15 protein-coding genes are annotated in these 14,526 nt (G+C 71.8%); 7 read left to right on the top strand and 8 right to left on the bottom strand.

Annotation, left to right across the window (positions count from 1 at the left end; translation table 11 throughout):
* Positions 1–46: 46 nt before the first annotated feature.
* Genes OCS65_RS22095 through OCS65_RS22105 form a run of 3 tightly spaced genes read right to left on the bottom strand, consistent with a single transcriptional unit; the run spans position 47 to position 2,880 of the window.
* A complete protein-coding gene (locus tag OCS65_RS22095; RefSeq protein WP_065922896.1) occupies positions 47–1,009 on the bottom strand; it encodes a phosphate/phosphite/phosphonate ABC transporter substrate-binding protein in 963 nt (320 codons plus the stop codon).
* A 30-nt stretch (positions 1,010–1,039) separates the two neighbouring features.
* Positions 1,040–1,717, bottom strand: coding sequence for a phosphonatase-like hydrolase (locus tag OCS65_RS22100; RefSeq protein WP_231771901.1), 678 nt, complete (start codon positions 1,715–1,717; stop codon positions 1,040–1,042).
* Between the two features lie 32 nt (positions 1,718–1,749).
* Positions 1,750–2,880: a TIGR03364 family FAD-dependent oxidoreductase gene (locus OCS65_RS22105; RefSeq protein WP_161994958.1), complete on the bottom strand. Its 1,131-nt coding sequence runs from the start codon at positions 2,878–2,880 to the stop codon at positions 1,750–1,752.
* Positions 2,881–2,977: 97 nt separating this feature from the next.
* Here OCS65_RS22105 and OCS65_RS22110 point away from each other — a divergent pair, with 97 nt between their 5' ends.
* On the top strand, positions 2,978–3,694 hold the full coding sequence (locus tag OCS65_RS22110; RefSeq protein WP_006945000.1) for a GntR family transcriptional regulator: 717 nt from the start codon (positions 2,978–2,980) through the stop codon (positions 3,692–3,694).
* 52 nt (positions 3,695–3,746) lie between these two features.
* On the opposite strand, the gene OCS65_RS22115 is transcribed toward OCS65_RS22110, so the two are convergent.
* Positions 3,747–4,118, bottom strand: coding sequence for a hypothetical protein (locus OCS65_RS22115; RefSeq protein ID WP_263510393.1), 372 nt, complete (start codon positions 4,116–4,118; stop codon positions 3,747–3,749).
* Between OCS65_RS22115 and OCS65_RS22120 the strand changes: the two genes are divergently transcribed.
* Genes OCS65_RS22120 through OCS65_RS22130 form a run of 3 tightly spaced genes read left to right on the top strand, consistent with a single transcriptional unit; the run spans position 4,075 to position 6,587 of the window.
* Complete coding sequence (locus tag OCS65_RS22120; protein WP_006945002.1) at positions 4,075–5,001, top strand: AEC family transporter; 927 nt, start codon at positions 4,075–4,077, stop codon at positions 4,999–5,001. The two genes, OCS65_RS22115 and OCS65_RS22120, sit on opposite strands and share 44 nt — an antisense overlap.
* A 23-nt stretch (positions 5,002–5,024) precedes the next feature.
* On the top strand, positions 5,025–5,417 hold the full coding sequence (locus tag OCS65_RS22125) for a large secreted protein (protein WP_072634593.1): 393 nt from the start codon (positions 5,025–5,027) through the stop codon (positions 5,415–5,417).
* Between the two features lie 3 nt (positions 5,418–5,420).
* Positions 5,421–6,587, top strand: coding sequence for an MFS transporter (locus tag OCS65_RS22130; protein ID WP_029542013.1), 1,167 nt, complete (start codon positions 5,421–5,423; stop codon positions 6,585–6,587).
* A 131-nt stretch (positions 6,588–6,718) separates the two neighbouring features.
* Here OCS65_RS22130 and OCS65_RS22135 read toward each other — a convergent pair whose 3' ends face one another.
* Positions 6,719–8,656, bottom strand: a complete 1,938-nt coding sequence (locus OCS65_RS22135; RefSeq protein WP_006945008.1) for a vWA domain-containing protein — start codon at positions 8,654–8,656, stop codon at positions 6,719–6,721.
* Positions 8,656–10,041, bottom strand: coding sequence for a sigma 54-interacting transcriptional regulator (locus OCS65_RS22140; protein ID WP_029542008.1), 1,386 nt, complete (start codon positions 10,039–10,041; stop codon positions 8,656–8,658). The genes OCS65_RS22135 and OCS65_RS22140 overlap by 1 nt, the downstream gene beginning before the upstream one ends.
* 136 nt (positions 10,042–10,177) lie before the next feature.
* Here OCS65_RS22140 and OCS65_RS22145 point away from each other — a divergent pair, with 136 nt between their 5' ends.
* The 3 genes from OCS65_RS22145 to OCS65_RS22155 all read left to right on the top strand — a co-directional run bounded on the left by OCS65_RS22145 (position 10,178) and on the right by OCS65_RS22155 (position 12,282).
* Positions 10,178–10,750 carry a DUF4126 domain-containing protein gene (locus tag OCS65_RS22145; protein ID WP_263507631.1) on the top strand — a complete coding sequence of 191 codons (573 nt, stop codon included), beginning with the start codon at positions 10,178–10,180 and terminating at the stop codon, positions 10,748–10,750.
* Positions 10,751–10,773: 23 nt separating this feature from the next.
* A complete protein-coding gene (locus OCS65_RS22150) occupies positions 10,774–11,733 on the top strand; it encodes an alpha/beta hydrolase family protein (protein ID WP_006945011.1) in 960 nt (319 codons plus the stop codon).
* Positions 11,734–12,045: 312 nt separating this feature from the next.
* The gene (locus tag OCS65_RS22155; RefSeq protein ID WP_006945013.1) at positions 12,046–12,282 is read left to right on the top strand and encodes a hypothetical protein; all 237 of its coding nucleotides are present in this window, start codon (positions 12,046–12,048) and stop codon (positions 12,280–12,282) included.
* 23 nt (positions 12,283–12,305) lie between these two features.
* On the opposite strand, the gene purH is transcribed toward OCS65_RS22155, so the two are convergent.
* Positions 12,306–13,871 (bottom strand): bifunctional phosphoribosylaminoimidazolecarboxamide formyltransferase/IMP cyclohydrolase, encoded by a 1,566-nt coding sequence (gene purH / locus OCS65_RS22160; RefSeq protein ID WP_263507635.1) that lies wholly within the window; start codon positions 13,869–13,871, stop codon positions 12,306–12,308.
* The gene (gene purN, locus OCS65_RS22165; RefSeq protein WP_072634590.1) at positions 13,858–14,505 is read right to left on the bottom strand and encodes a phosphoribosylglycinamide formyltransferase; all 648 of its coding nucleotides are present in this window, start codon (positions 14,503–14,505) and stop codon (positions 13,858–13,860) included. The genes purH and purN overlap by 14 nt, the downstream gene beginning before the upstream one ends.
* Between the last annotated feature and the right edge of the window lie 21 nt (positions 14,506–14,526).

Below are 14,526 nucleotides of genomic sequence, written 5' to 3' on the forward strand. Positions count from 1 at the left end.
GACGGTGAGGTCTTCGTCGCCCGCGACGGTGTGATCGCTGTTCAACTCAGCCCTTGCACTTGTCGGACTCGGTCAGGGCACACACCTCGCGCACGCCCTCGTAGTCGGCGTCGGTCGCGGCGACGACGCCCCACGCCCGTTCGTCGGTGATGCGGCACTCGCCGTCGCACAGTCCCGCGGCGCGCATGTGATCGGCGTTGGCCTTGTCGACGAAGATCGTGCGGAGCCGGTCGACGGTGTCGGCACCGAGCGAGTTGCTCGCCACGAACAGCGAGCCGGCGATCGTCTCGGACTCCCAGACCTTCTTCAGTTCGCCTTCCTTCAGGTCGCCGCTGGCGATCATGGTCTCGTCGACCATGGTGTCGAAGGCGAATCCGGCATCGCAGTCGCCGGCGGCGATCGCGAGGGCCGAGGCGTCGTGGCCGCCCGCGTAGATCGGGTTCACACCGGCGGCGACGGCCTGCTCGGTGCCGGATTCGACGACGCCGGCCTCGATGAGTCCCGCGGAGGGGTAGAGGAATCCGGACGTGGATCCCGGGTCCACGAAGCACACGTCCTTGCCGGCGAAGTCGTCGATGCCGTCGATCTCGGTGTTGTCGGAGCGGGTGAGGCCGTAGGACCGGTAACCCGGCTCGCCGCCGGCGGCCTGGACGACGGCGCCGAGCGGGCTGACATCGGCGCCGTTGACGCCGGCCACGACGTAGGCGAACGGGCCGAAGAAGGCGAGGTCGACGTTGTCGGCGATGATGCCCTCGACCACGCCGGCGTAGTCGGAGGCCTGCACGAACTCGACCTCGGCGTCGGTCTCGCGCTCGAGGAGCGCGATGAGCGGGTCGTAACCGGCCTGCAGGTCCGCCGAGTTCTCGGCGGGAATCGCGGCCAGGGTGAGCTTCTCGGGGAAGCCCTGGGCGTTGACGGCGTCGGGATCGGAGCCGCCGCAGGCGGTGAGGGCGAGAGCGAGGCCGGTCGCGAGCGCGGTCGCGGCGACCGTTCGGCTGGAGCAGTGCATGTCGGGAAGTCCTCGGGGTCGGGGTGTCTGTCAGGACTGCAGGAGCAGATCGGGCAGGTCGGCGACGGAATCGACGATGTGGGTGGCCCCGGCGTCGCGCAGCGCCTGTTCGTCGTGGGCGCCGGTGCGGGTGCCGGCGACGACGGAGGCACCGGCGCGGCGGCCGGAGAGCATGTCGCCCACGGTGTCGCCGACCACGGCGACCTCGCGAACGTCGTCGATCTCGGCGCGCAGCAGCGCGGTGAGCACCAGGTCGGGGTACGGCCGGCCGCGAACGGCGTCGGACGGCGCGAGGGTGAGATCGGCGAGGTCCTCCCAGCCGAGGGCGGCGAGCAGCCGGTCCTGGGTGGTGCGGCTGAAGCCGGTGGTGAGGGCCACGGCGAGGCCGGCGTCGCGCAACCGGGTGATCGCCTCGGCGGCCCCGGGGATCGGCTCGACCTCGCCGGCGTCGACGAATTCGTCGTAGGCCCGCTCGAAGGCGGCGTTCGCGGCGCGGGCCCGTTCCTCGGAGCCGAACAGGGACCGGAAGACGACGATCTTGGACCGGCCCATCGTGTCGAGGACGTAGCTCCGGGCGGCGTCGCGTTCGGGCCCGTCGGCGGGCAGTCCGACGCTGGTGGCGGCCGCGTCGAAGGCGCGGAGGACGAGGCCGCCGTCGGCGACGGTGGTGCCGGCCATGTCGAGCACGGCCAGTCGGATGACAGTCATTGCTACTCCGGAATCGTTGCGGGAGAGGATGTTCAGAGCTCGAGGAGATCGGCGGTCCGCTCGCCGAGGTAGGGGCCGAGGGTCATGCCGCGGCCGCCCGGCCCGGCGATGATCCAGATGTCGTCGTCGACGCGGGCACGGTGGACGAGTTCGGTGGGATCGAGGCACTGGCTGTAGACCCCGGCCCAGCGCCGCATCACCGGCGGGAGCCGGCGTCCGAGCAGGTCCTCCGCGACGGTGACGAGGTGCTCGTACGGGGCCTCGTCGACGTCGAAGGCGAACGGTTCGTCGTACTCGTGGGTGTCGCCGAGAGTGAGCCCGCCGTCCAGGCGCTGCACGCACAGCAGCTGCATGCGGTGCCGCTCGGCGGTGAGCGCCTGCGGTTCGCGCGCCTTCAGCTCCTCCAGCGCGGCCCCGGCGAATCCCGGGTAGTAGCGCAGGCTGTCGCCGTCGGCGACGGACGTGGTGAGCTTCTCCCCCAGCGGCGCGGTCTGCATCATCTGCAATCGCACGCGGCGCAGGGGCAGGTCGCCGCCGAGTTCGCGGGCGAGACCGGACAGGGTCGCTCCGGGGCACACGAGCACGAGGTCGGCCTCGTGGACGGCGCCGTGGTCGTCGCGCACCTGCACGGTGCCGTGGGCGGTGCGGGTCACGGTGCGCGCCTCGGTCTCCGGCCGGAATCGATACCGCCCGGAGGTGGCGAGGTGCCACCGGATCGCGGGCAAGGCGACGCGGGATTCGACGGCGGCGTCGGTGCTGCAGTGCAGACCGGCGACGAACTTGCCGCGCAGGGCGGGATTGAGCCGCCGGACCGCCTCGGGCTCGAGCAGGGTGAAGCCCCGGTCACGCGCGTCGGCGCGGTCCGCGGCCTCCCGGGCGACGGCCACCTCGGCGTCGGTGCGAAGAAGGGTGATCGACCCGTTCGCCCGGAAACCGATGCCGGGGACGCGGGCGCCGAGGTCGGCCCACAACTCGCGGGAGCGCAGGGTGGCAGCCAGTTCGCCCTCGGTACGCCCGGAGACCCACACGAGGCCGAAGTTGCGGACGGTGGCGCCCCGGGCCTCCGGTTCGCGTTCGAGGTGAACGACGTCGTGTCCGCGGCGGACGGCGGCGTCGGCGTGGGCGGTGCCCAGAATGCCGCCGCCGATGATCAGGATTCGCATGGCCCCGAGCCTGAGCGATGGTCTAGACCAATGAGGGGACGGCAGGCGAACGCGCGGTGAACAATTGGTATAGACCAAAATCCGGTACGCTTCGAGCGTGACAGCAACCGCTCGCGAGGCCCGGGTCCCCAAGCACCAGATCGTGCGGCATCAGGTCGACGCCCTGCTCGACGAACTCTCCGTCGGCGACCCGGTGCCCTCCGAGCGCGACCTCGCCACCCGGTTCGACGTGGCCCGGGAGACCGTGCGCCAGGCGCTGCGCGAACTCCTCGTCGACGGCCGCATCGAACGCCGCGGCCGGGGCACCGTCGTCGCGAAGCCCAAGATCCTGCAACCGCTGATCATCGGCTCCTACACCGAGGCCGCCCTCGCGGAGGGCCGCAGCGCGGGACGCATTCTCGTCGGCTGGACCGACCTCGCCGCCGACCCCGACCTCGCCGAGGTACTCGCGATCGCCGTCGGCGACCCCGTCCTCGAACTCGAACGCGTCCTGCTCACCGACGGCGTCCGCGTCGGACTCGAACGGACGCGCCTGCCCGCCGATCGCTATCCGGGGCTCGTCGACAGCTTCGACTCCACGTCGTCGCTGTACGCGGCGATCCGCGCGCGCGGGATCACCTTCGCGCGCGCGGTCGAGTACATCGAGACCACCCTGCCCGACGCCCGCGAGGCGGCACTCCTCGACGCCGACATCCGCACGCCCATGCTCCTGCTCAACCGCGTTTCCTACGATCAGCACGACGCGCCGATCGAGCAGCGGCGGTCGCTCTACCGCGGGGACCGAATGACGTTCGTCGCCACGGTGACGCCCTGAGTCCGCCCCGGAGCACGGCGGCGAGGTGCGCCGGTCCCGGGCCCGGAGCCCCTCAGGAACCGTCGTCGCCGCACACGCCGAGATGCTGCAGGACCAGTTCCTGCCGTCGCACCAGCCGCTCCGAGATCGTCCAGTCGGCGTGCTGGTAGCGCGGATGCTGAGCCAGCGCGATGACGTTGGCCGGGGGGTGAACAATCGGGTCGGTCGGCATTTTTTCAGCATCGCAGACTTTCGCCCGCGATGCCCGGCCGGGCTCCCACCCGCATCGTTCCTGCTGCCCGGCACGCCCGGTGAGCCGCGGTGCCGTTACCGCCGGTAAGGTTCTCGGCCTGGCGTGCAGCGCCTGAGTGTCGGGTGGTGACGAAGGGTTGTGACGGTCGGTGTCGGGCGTGATCGCGGGATTCAGCGTCATCTTCGTGATCATCGCGATCGGATTCGCGCTCGGCCGCACCGGCACGCTCGGACCCGAGGGACAGTTCGTGCTCAGCCGGATGGTGTTCTTCGTCGCCACCCCCGCGCTGCTGTTCGACTCGCTGGCCACCTCCGACCTGTCGGTGATCTTCTCCCCCACCCTGTACGTCGCCGCGGCCACGGCGTTCGCCGTCGCCGCGCTCTACCTCGTCGTCGCGAAGCTGTGGCTGCGCCGGCCCCTGCCGGAACTGACGATCGGCGCGCTCGCCGCCTCCTACGTCAACTCCGCCAACCTCGGCATCCCGATCGCGGTGTTCGTCCTCGGCGACGCCTCCTTCGTCGCGCCGCTCCTGCTGTTCCAGATCGTGCTGTTCTCCCCCATCGCGTTGACGATGCTGGACCTGTCCACGATGCGCGCCGGGGCGTCCCGGATGGAGACGATCACCGCCCCGTTCAAGAACCCCATCGTGCTGGCCGGTGCGGCCGGGCTCACCGTCGCCGTCGCCGGCTGGACGCTGCCCACCGCGCTGATGCAGCCGTTCCACCTCCTCGGGGGCGCCTCGGTGCCGGGTGCCCTGCTCGCGTTCGGCCTGTCGCTCCAGGGCGTGCGGGTGCTCGAAAAGGGCACGAGCCCACGCCGCGACGTCGCGCTCGCCTCGGTACTCAAGATCGTGGTGCAGCCCGTCCTCGCCTACGTCATGGCCCGCCACCTGATGGGCCTCGACGGGCACGAGCTCTTCGCGATCGTCGTGGTGGCGACGCTGCCGACCGCACAGAACGTGTTCGTCTACGCCAGCCGCTACGGCCGCGGCATGGTGCTCGCCCGCGACGCCGCGCTGGTCACCACGCTCGCCTCGATACCCGCGATCGGCGTCGTCGCCGCGCTGCTGGCATGACGGGCACGGCTAGGTTGAGACCCATGCGATTGCTGCTGCTCGCCGCCTGCTGCGTCCTGGCCGTCGCGTGCGGTCCGGGCGGCGCCGGCGTCCCCGCCCTGCCCGAGGCGCCGACGCCGGAGGGGGCAACGGTCTTCACGGCCCGCGACGATCTCGTCGACCCGCACCCGATCCCGATACAGTCGTGGACCCGCGTCGACGGCGACCGCATCGCCGTCCACTTCGAGACCGGCACACCCGAGTGTTTCGGGGTCGACGCCACCGTCACCGAGTCCGGCACCACCGTGACGGTGGCGCTGCGCGGCGGCACGCTGCCCGAGGCGGTGGACCGGGCGTGCATCATGATCGCCGTCACCGGTGTGCTCGAACTGACGCTGCGGGCGCCGCTCGCCGACCGGATCGTGACGGCCGGCTGATCGATGGCCCGCACCCCCCGGCACTGGCTGCTGCTCCTGTGCACGGCGACGGCGCTGCTGCACGCGACGTTCCAGTCGGTGCGCGTCCTCGTCTCCTACCGCGTTCTCGCCCTCGGCGGCGACGCGGCCGTGATCGGCGTGGTGACGGCCCTGTTCGCCCTCGTTCCGCTGGTGCTCGCGGTGCCACTCGGCCGGGCCGTCGACCGCCGGCACGCGGCCGGAATCCTCCGGGCCGGGGTGGTCGTGTCGGTGGCCGGTGCGCTGATCATCGCCCTCAGCCCGGACCTGCTGGTGCTCGGTCTCGGCAACGCCGTCCTGGGTCTCGGTCAGCTCCTGGTGACGGTGTCGGGGCAGGCGTTCGTGTCGATCCTGTCGCCGCCGGGCGAGCTCGATCGCGGCTTCGCGGGCATCACCCTCGGGGTGTCGGTCGGTCAGGCGATCGGGGTGCCGCTCGCCGGCGTGATCGCTGCGGCGAGCAACGGCGAGACCGTCGAGACCACGCCGGCGCTGCTCGTGATGACGGTTCTGGCCGCGATGGCCCTGCCGTTCGTCGTCGGCTTGCGCGAACCACCCGGTTCCGGACGCACCCCGGACGACGCGCCCCCGCAGTCGGTGCTGTCGATGCTGCGCACGCGCGGGATGAAGCCCGCGATGTTCTCGAGCCTCGTGGTGCTGGCGTCCGTGGACATCGTCGTCGCGTACCTGCCGCTGCTCGGTGAGGAGTTCGGATTCGGGGTGCTGCTCGTGTCGGCTCTGCTCACCGCCCGCACCGTCGCGTCGATCGTCTCGCGCGCGGTGCTGCCGTGGGCGCTGCGGACGATCCCGCGGCGACGTCTGCTGCTGTCGGCGACGGCGTGCACTGCGCTGCCCGTCGCGGCCCTGCCGTTTCTGCCCAACCCGTGGGCGCTGGGCGCGCTCCTGGCGCTCTGCGGCGCCTTCTGGGGTTTCGGGCAGCCGCTGACCATGACGTGGGTGGTCGAACTGGTGGCACCGGCGGACCGGGCGTCGGCGCTGGCGGTACGCCTCACCGGCAACCGTCTCGGCCAGGTGTCGGTGCCGTTGGCAGCCGGCGCGATCGCCGGGGTCGCCGGCACCGCCTCGGTGTTCCTGGTAACCGCGGGACTGCTGTCGGCTGCCGCGGTGAGCACGTGGCGGGCGCTGCGCAGGTAGACGCCACCCGTGCGCGCTTTCGGTAGCTCCCACTACCGGAACCGCGCACGGCCGCGTCAGCGGCGGCGCAGCCGCGCATAGTCACCGGCGGCGCAGCCGCGCATAGTTACCGGCGGCGCAGCCGCGCATAGTCACCGCCGGCGCAGCCGCACGTAGTCACCGACGACGGCGGCGCCGAGTCCGTCGACGTCGGGCGCGACGACCCGCCCACCGACCCGGCGGGCCATACGGTCGACGATCCGTGCCAGCCCGGGATCGTCGCCGAGCCGGAAGATCGTCACGTGCGCACCGGCGCGGGCGAGATGATCGAATTCGCGGACCGTCATCCCCAGGGTGCGGGCGCTGGGTGGGTAGTCGAACGCCGCGTAGCCGTCCGCCTCGAGGTGCGCGGTGGGTTCGCCGTCGGTGACCACCAGCACCACCGGCTGGGCGTTGGAATGCCGGCGCAGGTGCCGGCCGGCCAGCATCAGCGCATGATGCAGGTTGGTGCCCTGCTCGTAGACCCCGTCCAGCCCGGCGAGTTCGGTGGCGGTGACGACCCGAGCGTGCCGGCCGAACGCGATCAGCTGCAGCGCGTCACCGCGGAACCGGGTCGAGACCAGGTGGTTGAGGGCCAGTGCCGTGCGCTTCATCGGCACCCATCGACCGTCCATCACCATCGAGAACGAGGTGTCCACCAGCAGTGCCACGGCGGCCTGGGTGCGCTGCTCGGTCTCGACGACCTCGACGTCGGTGACGTCCATCCGCACCGGGATTCGCGCGGGAGCGCGCAGGGTGGCGTTGGTGAGGGTGCGCACGACGTCCCACGGCTCGGTGTCTCCGAACTCCCACGGACGCGACGCCCCGGTGGGCTCGCCCGTCGCCCCCGCACGGCGGGTCTCGCGCTGCCCGCCGCGGGTGGACAGCTGGTCCATGACGTCGCGCAGCGCGGTCCGGCCGAGTTCGCGCATCGCCTTGGGCGACAGTCGCCACTGCCCGTCGGCGCCGCGATCGAAGAACCCCTGCCGTTGCAGTTCCTTCTCGAGCTGGGCGAGCATGCGCGCGTCGGCCGCGGCCTCGTCGCCGAGCTGGCGAGCCAGCGCGTCGAGGTCGATGTCGTCGAGGGAGGCCCCGGCGTACTGCTGGGAGAGCTGCTCGGCGAGCGCGTCGAGTTCGGCAACCTCCTGCAGCGCCCCGGTCGCTTCGCCGAGGCCCATGCCCTGGTCGCCACGGAACCGCTCCGACCCGGTCCAGTCCTCGCCGGGACGGGCGGCGCGCAGGTGCGAGTCGAGGCGGTCGAGCTGCGACATCAGGCTCGGCGAGCCGAACGCCTGCTGGGCGAGAGCGTCGAGCTCGTCCCGCTGTTCCTGGCTGAGCGAGTTGCGCAGTCGCTGCGCCGCCGCCGCGCGCTGGGCGAGCGAGTCGAGCAGTTCCTCCACGTTGCGGGGGTTCTCCGGGAAGAAGTCGCCGTGCTCGGCCATGAACTGCTCGAAGTCCTCCTGGGTGTCCTCCCCGCGGGAATGCTTGTCCAGCAGATCGTTCAGATCCTCGAGCATCCGGTTCACACGTTCGCGGTCCTCGTCGGTCGCGCCTTCGAGGGCCTGCTTCATCCCGGCGAACCGCTGGTCGAGCATCTCCCGCCCCAGCAGATCGCGGATCTTCTCGTAGTCCTCCCGGGCTTGCGAACTGCGCCAGTCGTAGTCGGCGAGTTCCTGCACGGCCTGGGCGGCGGAGGCGGGCAGTTCCTCGATCCGCATCTCCGCGAACCGGGCCTCGTCGTCGAGAGCGCGCGCGAGCGCCTTGCGCTCCTCGAGCACGGCCCGGTCGAGCAGCTCGCGCACCTCACGCAGCGTGCCGTCGAGATTCGTGCGGTCCAGCAGGTCCCTGCGACGCCGATTCGCCTGCGCGGCAAGCCGGTCCAGGCCGCGCATGGACCCGTGCCCGCGGCGCAGCAGCTCCCGCAGCGCCCGTCGCGGCGAACTGCCGGACAGCACGTCCTCGCCGATGGCGGCGAGGGCCTCACGCAGATCCACCGGCGGGGCAAGCGGGTCGCCGCCGTCGTAAGGTCCGTACCTCGCGCCCCGGCTCATCAGGAGTACACCGCGGCACCGTCGTCGTCGGCGTGCTTGGCGATGCGCCGCGCCAGATAGAGGCCCTCGAGGGCGAGTTCGACGGCGGCAGCCCGGGTTCCGATGCCGTCCGCGCCGAGCCGTTCGGCGACGACGTCGAGGACGGGCAGGTCGGGCAGCTCGTCGAGCAGCGCCTTGGCGGTGATCCGGTCGCCGGTCACCACCGGCCGGCCCTGCTCGACGGCCGCGACGAGCGGACCGAGGTCCACCCCGGCCAGCCGGGTGCGGGCGGCGTCCGCCGTGGCCCGCCGGAGCAGGTGGTCGAGCACCTCGAATTCCCGTCCCTCCTCGCCGGATTCGAACTCGACCTTGCCGCGCAGCACCTCCACGACGGTGCCGAGGTCGACGGGCCGTGCGACGGGGTCGGCCTCGCCGAGCACGGCCCCGCGACGCATCGCGGCGGCCGCGACGGTCTCGGCGCCGGCGACGGCGAAGCGCGCGGACACGCCGGAACGCTGGTCCACCGACGTGGATTCGCGCAGCAGGCGGGTGAAGCGGGCCAGGATCTCGAGCAGGAAGTCCGGGACCCGCGACTGCAGCTGCGCCTCCTGCTCGATGACGGCGATCTCGTCGTCGAGCTGCGTCGGGTAGTGGGTACGGATCTCGGCGCCGAACCGGTCCTTGAGCGGGGTGATGATTCGGCCCCGGTTGGTGTAGTCCTCCGGGTTGGCGCTGGCGACGAGCAGGACGTCGAGCGGGAGCCGCAGCGTGTACCCGCGCACCTGGATGTCGCGCTCCTCCATCACGTTGAGCAGCGAGACCTGGATGCGCTCGGCGAGGTCGGGCAGCTCGTTGACGGCGACGATGCCGCGGTGGGCGCGGGGTACGAGACCGAAGTGGATGGTCTCGGGGTCGCCGAGGCTGCGGCCCTCGGCGACCTTGACGGGGTCGACGTCGCCGACCAGGTCGGCGACGGAGGTGTCGGGGGTGGCGAGCTTCTCGGCGTAGCGCTCGCTGCGGTGCCGCCAGGCGACGGGCAGGTCGTCGCCGAGCTCCGCGGCGCGGCGGATCGAGGCGGGGGTGATCGGGTCGTAGGGATGCTCCCCGAGCTCGGAGCCGGCGATCACCGGTGTCCACTCGTCGAGCAGCAGGGGCAGGGTGCGCAGCAACCGGGTCTTGCCCTGACCGCGTTCGCCCAGCAGCACCACGTCGTGGCCCGCGAGGAGGGCGCGTTCGAGTTGCGGAACGACGGTGTCGTCGAATCCGACGATGCCCGGCCACGGGTCGATGCCGTCGCGCAGGGCGGCGAGCAGGTTCTGCCGGATCTCGTCCTTGACGGAGCGGTGCACATGGCCCGAGGCGCGCAGCTCGCCGAGGGTGGACGGCCTGACTGTGGGTGACGTCACCCCTCCCAAGGTACGAGCGTTCGGTGATTTCGGCACCTGCAGCCGCGGCGCGTCGCCGCGGCGGGAACGCCGCGCGGGAGCGCCTGCCCGGCCCGGTTCGGTACCCGATGTCGGCGGCGATCCCTACACTCCCGCCATGGACACCTGGCTCCTCGCGGCACTGCTGGGCCTCGGGCTGGCCGCCGCCACCGGCCTGCGCACCTTTCTCCCGCTGCTGATGCTCGGCACCGCGGTGCACTTCGGCCTGTTCGGGATCGCGCTCAACGAGTCGATGCAGTGGGTCGGGTCGACGGGCGCGCTCGCCGCCCTGGCGATCGCCACCGTCGTCGAGATCGGCGCCGACCTGGTCCCCCTCGTCGACAACGTCCTCTCGGCCGTCGCCACCGTCGTGCGGCCCGTCGCCGGCGCGCTCGCCGCCTGGGCCGCGTTCGCCGATCTCGACCCGGCGATGGCGGCCCTCGCCGGCATCGTCGTCGGCGCCCCGACCGCGATGGCGGTGAGCACGGTGCAGACCGGCACCCGCGCGGCGAGCACGGTCACGACCGCGGGACTCGGCAACCCGGCGCTGTCACTGCTCGACGACCTGCTCTCCTTCGTCACGTCGTTGATCGCGCTCGTCGTCCCGCTGCTCGTGGTGCCCCTGCTCGCCGGCTTCGCGTGGGCCGTCCACCGCGGGTACCGAGGGCTGAGCCGCCTGCGGACGGACTGACCGGTTCTGATAGACACGACGCCATGGCGGACACCGACATCTCCTTCTCCAGCGGCGACGTGACCCTGCACGGCAGCCTGCGCGTGCCCGCCGCGGGCGACGGGGACGTCCCCGCCGTGCTGCTGCTCGCCGGCAGCGGTCCCACCGACCGCAACGGCGACAGCGCGCTGCTGCCCGGCCCGATCGGCACCCTGCGTCACCTCGCCGACGTGCTCGAACGCAACGGCTTCGCCAGCCTGCGCTACGACAAGCTCGGCAGTGGCGTCACCGGCCTCGGTCCGTACGACGTCTCCGACGTCGCCGACCTCGGATTCTCCACCTTCATCGACGCCGCCACCGACGGCCTGCGGTTCCTCGCCGGACAGCCGGGCGTCGACGCCGAGCGGCTCTACGTCGTCGGGCACAGCGAGGGCGCGCTCATCGCCCTCTCCCTCGCCCACGCCGGCGCGCCCGTCGCGGGCATCGCCCTGCTCGAGCCGCTGGCGGTGCGGCTGCTGGACCTGCTCACCGCCCAGATCGACGCCCAGCTCGACGCCGTCGTCGACGCCGGTCAGCTCCCGATCCAGGTGGCCGACGAACTGCGCCTCGCCCTCGCGGACGCCGTCGAATCGCTGCGGGCCGACGGCACCCTCAGCGACACCCTGCCCGAGCCGCTCCGCAACGCCGGACTGGTCTCGGCCAACGCAAAGGCCCTCGCCGAGGAGGACGCCCTCGATCCGCGGATGCTCGCGGCCCAGCTCGACGGGGCGCTGCCGGTACTCACCAGCGTCTCCGCGAAGGACATCCAGGTGCGGGTCGAGGACGTCGACGCCCTCGACTCGGCACTCGTGCACACGAGCCTGACCTCGCTGCGCCTGCACCGGGCCAACCACGTGCTCAAGGACATCGGCGACCAGCAGTCCACCGGCGCCGACTACATCGCCGATCTGCCCTTCTCGGACGAGTTCACCCGCGGTTTCGAGGCGTGGCTCGCCAAGCTCTGACCCGCCGCCCGAGATGGGCGGAAAACAGAAGATGTCAGATTCGCGTTACTCGGGTATGGTGTCCGGTTAACCCGTAGGAACACACGAGAAAGGTACGGTCCGATGCGAGACGACAAGGTCATCGCGGCGAAGTCGATGCGCATTGCCGTACCCACCTGGTGCCGACACACCTACGCGTACTTCCACTTCGCCAAGTGGCAACCCCGGGAATGAGTCGACGACTCGAAAGACTCCTTCTCGGGCACCCGGGCACATCGCCTCGGGTGCCTTTCTTTATCCCGTACCGATCTTGTCCAGTAAGAGGAGAACACGATGAAACTGCGACTCGGCGCCACCGGCGCCGTCCCCAAGGACCTGCCCGACGATCTCACCGGTCACGCGATCACGATCGACCTGAGCCACGTCGGCACCGAACAGGCCGCGGCCGCTGCGGACCTCATCCGCGAACTGCTCGACCGCGGTGCCGCCCGGCTGGTCATCTCCGACGCCCGCGACGCCGCGCCGCGGACCGTGACCCGCCCGGCGACCGGCCACCCGCACGCGGCCTGACGGCGCGGGCGGCCGGGCGGCGCTCAGTGCGCGAAGTGCCGTGCGCCGGTGAGGTACAGGGTCACGCCGGCCTCGCGAGCGGCCTCGATCACCTCGTTGTCGCGCACCGAACCACCCGGCTGCACGATGGCCTTGACGCCGGCCTCGGTGAGCACCTGCAGGCCGTCCGCGAACGGGAAGAACGCGTCCGATGCGGCGACGGATCCGGTGACACGGTCCCCGGCGCGTGAGACCGCGAGCCGGGCGGAGTCCACGCGGTTGACCTGGCCCATGCCGACGCCGACGGTGGCGCCGCCCGCAGCGAGCAGGATCGCGTTGGACTTCACGGCCCGGCAGGCGCGCCAGGCGAACTCGAGATCCGCGAGGGTCTCGGCGTCGGCGGCCTCGCCGCAGGCCAGCTCCCAGTTCCCGGCCGAATCACCCGGCGCCGTGAGGGTGTCGCGCTCCTGCAGCAGCATGCCGCCGGAGATCTGACGCAGCTCGATCTGCGCCGCCTGCGGCGAGTCGGCCCGCAGGATGCGGATGTTCTTCTTGCGGCTGAGCACCTCGACCGCGCCGGCCGCGTACGCCGGGGCGATGATCACCTCGGTGAAGATCTCGGCGACCTGTTCGGCCATCGCCACGCTCACCTCGCGGTTGACGGCGATCACGCCGCCGAACGCGCTCACCGGATCGCACTCGTGCGCCTTGCGGTGCGCCTCGGCGACGGTGTCGGCCACCGCGATGCCGCACGGGTTGGCGTGCTTGATGATCGCGACGCACGGCCGGTCGTGGTCGTGCGCGGCGCGCCAGGCCGCGTCGGCGTCCTGGTAGTTGTTGTAGGACATCTCCTTGCCGTGGAACTGCTCGGCGCGGGCCAGGCCCGGCTCGCCGGCCTCGTTCACGTACAGCGCCGCCGCCTGGTGCGGGTTCTCGCCGTACCGCAGCACGGCCGCACGCTGCCACGTCGCACCGGCCCAGGCCGGGAACTGCTCGGCGGCGTCCGCCTCCGGGACGGCATAACCGGCGTTCATCCAGCTCGCCACCGCCACGTCGTAGGCGGCGGTGTGCTGGAACGCCTCAGCGGCAAGGGCTTTGCGCTGCGGCAGGGTGAAGCCGCCCGCCTTGACGGCGTCGAGCACGTCGTCGTACCGGGCCGGGTCGACGACGACGGCGACCGACGGATGGTTCTTCGCGGCGGCACGCACCATGGACGGGCCGCCGATGTCGATCTGCTCGACGCACTCGTCGGGGGTGGCCCCCGAGGCGACGGTCTGCGTGAACGGGTACAGGTTCACCACGACCAACTCGAACGCCTCGACACCGAGCTCGGCGAGCTGGTCGAGGTGGTCCTGCTTGCGCGTGTCGGCGAGGATGCCGGCGTGCACTCGCGGGTGCAGCGTCTTGACCCGGCCCTCGAGGCACTCGGGGAAGCCGGTCAGGTCCTCCACCTTGGTGACGGGGATGCCGGCGCCGGCGATGGTCGCGGCCGTGGAGCCGGTGGAGACCAGCGCGACACCCGCCTCGTGCAGACCCGTCGCCAGTTCGACCAAACCGGTCTTGTCGTAGACGCTGACGAGTGCACGTCGCACAGCCTTACGTTCGGTCACTGGGGATCACGGCCTTTCGTCCATCGGATACAACTCCACGGGTGGCGACGGCGGCGACCACGTCGGCCAGCAACCGTCGCTCCACAACCTTGATGCGTTCGTGCAGGGTGGCCTCGTCGTCGTCGTCGAGGACCGGCACGGGTTCCTGCGCCAGGATGGGGCCGGTGTCGACACCGGAATCGACCAGGTGCACGGTCGACCCGGTGACCTTCACCCCGTAGGCGAGGGCGTCGGGGACTGCGTGCGCGCCGGGGAACGCCGGCAGCAGCGCAGGGTGGGTGTTGACGATGCGGCCGCCGAACCGGTGCAGGAAGGTCGGCCCCAGGATCTTCATGAAACCGGCGGAGACCACCAGGTCCGGCTCGTGCGCGGCGACGGCGTCGGTGAGGGCGCGGTCCCACGCGGCGCGGTCCGGGTGCTCACGCAGCACGACGCGGAGATGCGGGATGCCGGCGGCCTCGGCATGCCCCTCGGCGGCGCACTCGCGGTCCACTCCGACGGCGACGATCCGGGCGGGGTACCCGTCCGTGTGCGTCGCGTCGATCAGCGACCGCAGCAGGCTTCCGGTGCCCGAGGCGAGGACGACGACCCGTGCCGGCGCAGTCGGCGGCAGCTGGTCACGCGAGGCAGTCAGCGCTCTACTCCTGGAACTCGA

This window comes from Rhodococcus aetherivorans, from assembly GCF_025722975.1.
GTDB lineage: Bacteria > Actinomycetota > Actinomycetes > Mycobacteriales > Mycobacteriaceae > Rhodococcus > Rhodococcus aetherivorans.

Coding starts and splice junctions, on each gene's coding strand:
- OCS65_RS22095 (WP_065922896.1), bottom strand. CDS start 1,009: ATGCACTGCTCCAGCCGAACGGTCGCCGCGACCGCGCTCGCGACCGGC.
- OCS65_RS22100 (WP_231771901.1), bottom strand. CDS start 1,717: ATGACTGTCATCCGACTGGCCGTGCTCGACATGGCCGGCACCACCGTC.
- OCS65_RS22105 (WP_161994958.1), bottom strand. CDS start 2,880: ATGCGAATCCTGATCATCGGCGGCGGCATTCTGGGCACCGCCCACGCC.
- OCS65_RS22115 (WP_263510393.1), bottom strand. CDS start 4,118: ATGATCACGAAGATGACGCTGAATCCCGCGATCACGCCCGACACCGAC.
- OCS65_RS22125 (WP_072634593.1), top strand. CDS start 5,025: ATGCGATTGCTGCTGCTCGCCGCCTGCTGCGTCCTGGCCGTCGCGTGC.
- OCS65_RS22130 (WP_029542013.1), top strand. CDS start 5,421: ATGGCCCGCACCCCCCGGCACTGGCTGCTGCTCCTGTGCACGGCGACG.
- OCS65_RS22135 (WP_006945008.1), bottom strand. CDS start 8,656: ATGAGCCGGGGCGCGAGGTACGGACCTTACGACGGCGGCGACCCGCTT.
- OCS65_RS22145 (WP_263507631.1), top strand. CDS start 10,178: ATGGACACCTGGCTCCTCGCGGCACTGCTGGGCCTCGGGCTGGCCGCC.
- OCS65_RS22150 (WP_006945011.1), top strand. CDS start 10,774: ATGGCGGACACCGACATCTCCTTCTCCAGCGGCGACGTGACCCTGCAC.
- OCS65_RS22155 (WP_006945013.1), top strand. CDS start 12,046: ATGAAACTGCGACTCGGCGCCACCGGCGCCGTCCCCAAGGACCTGCCC.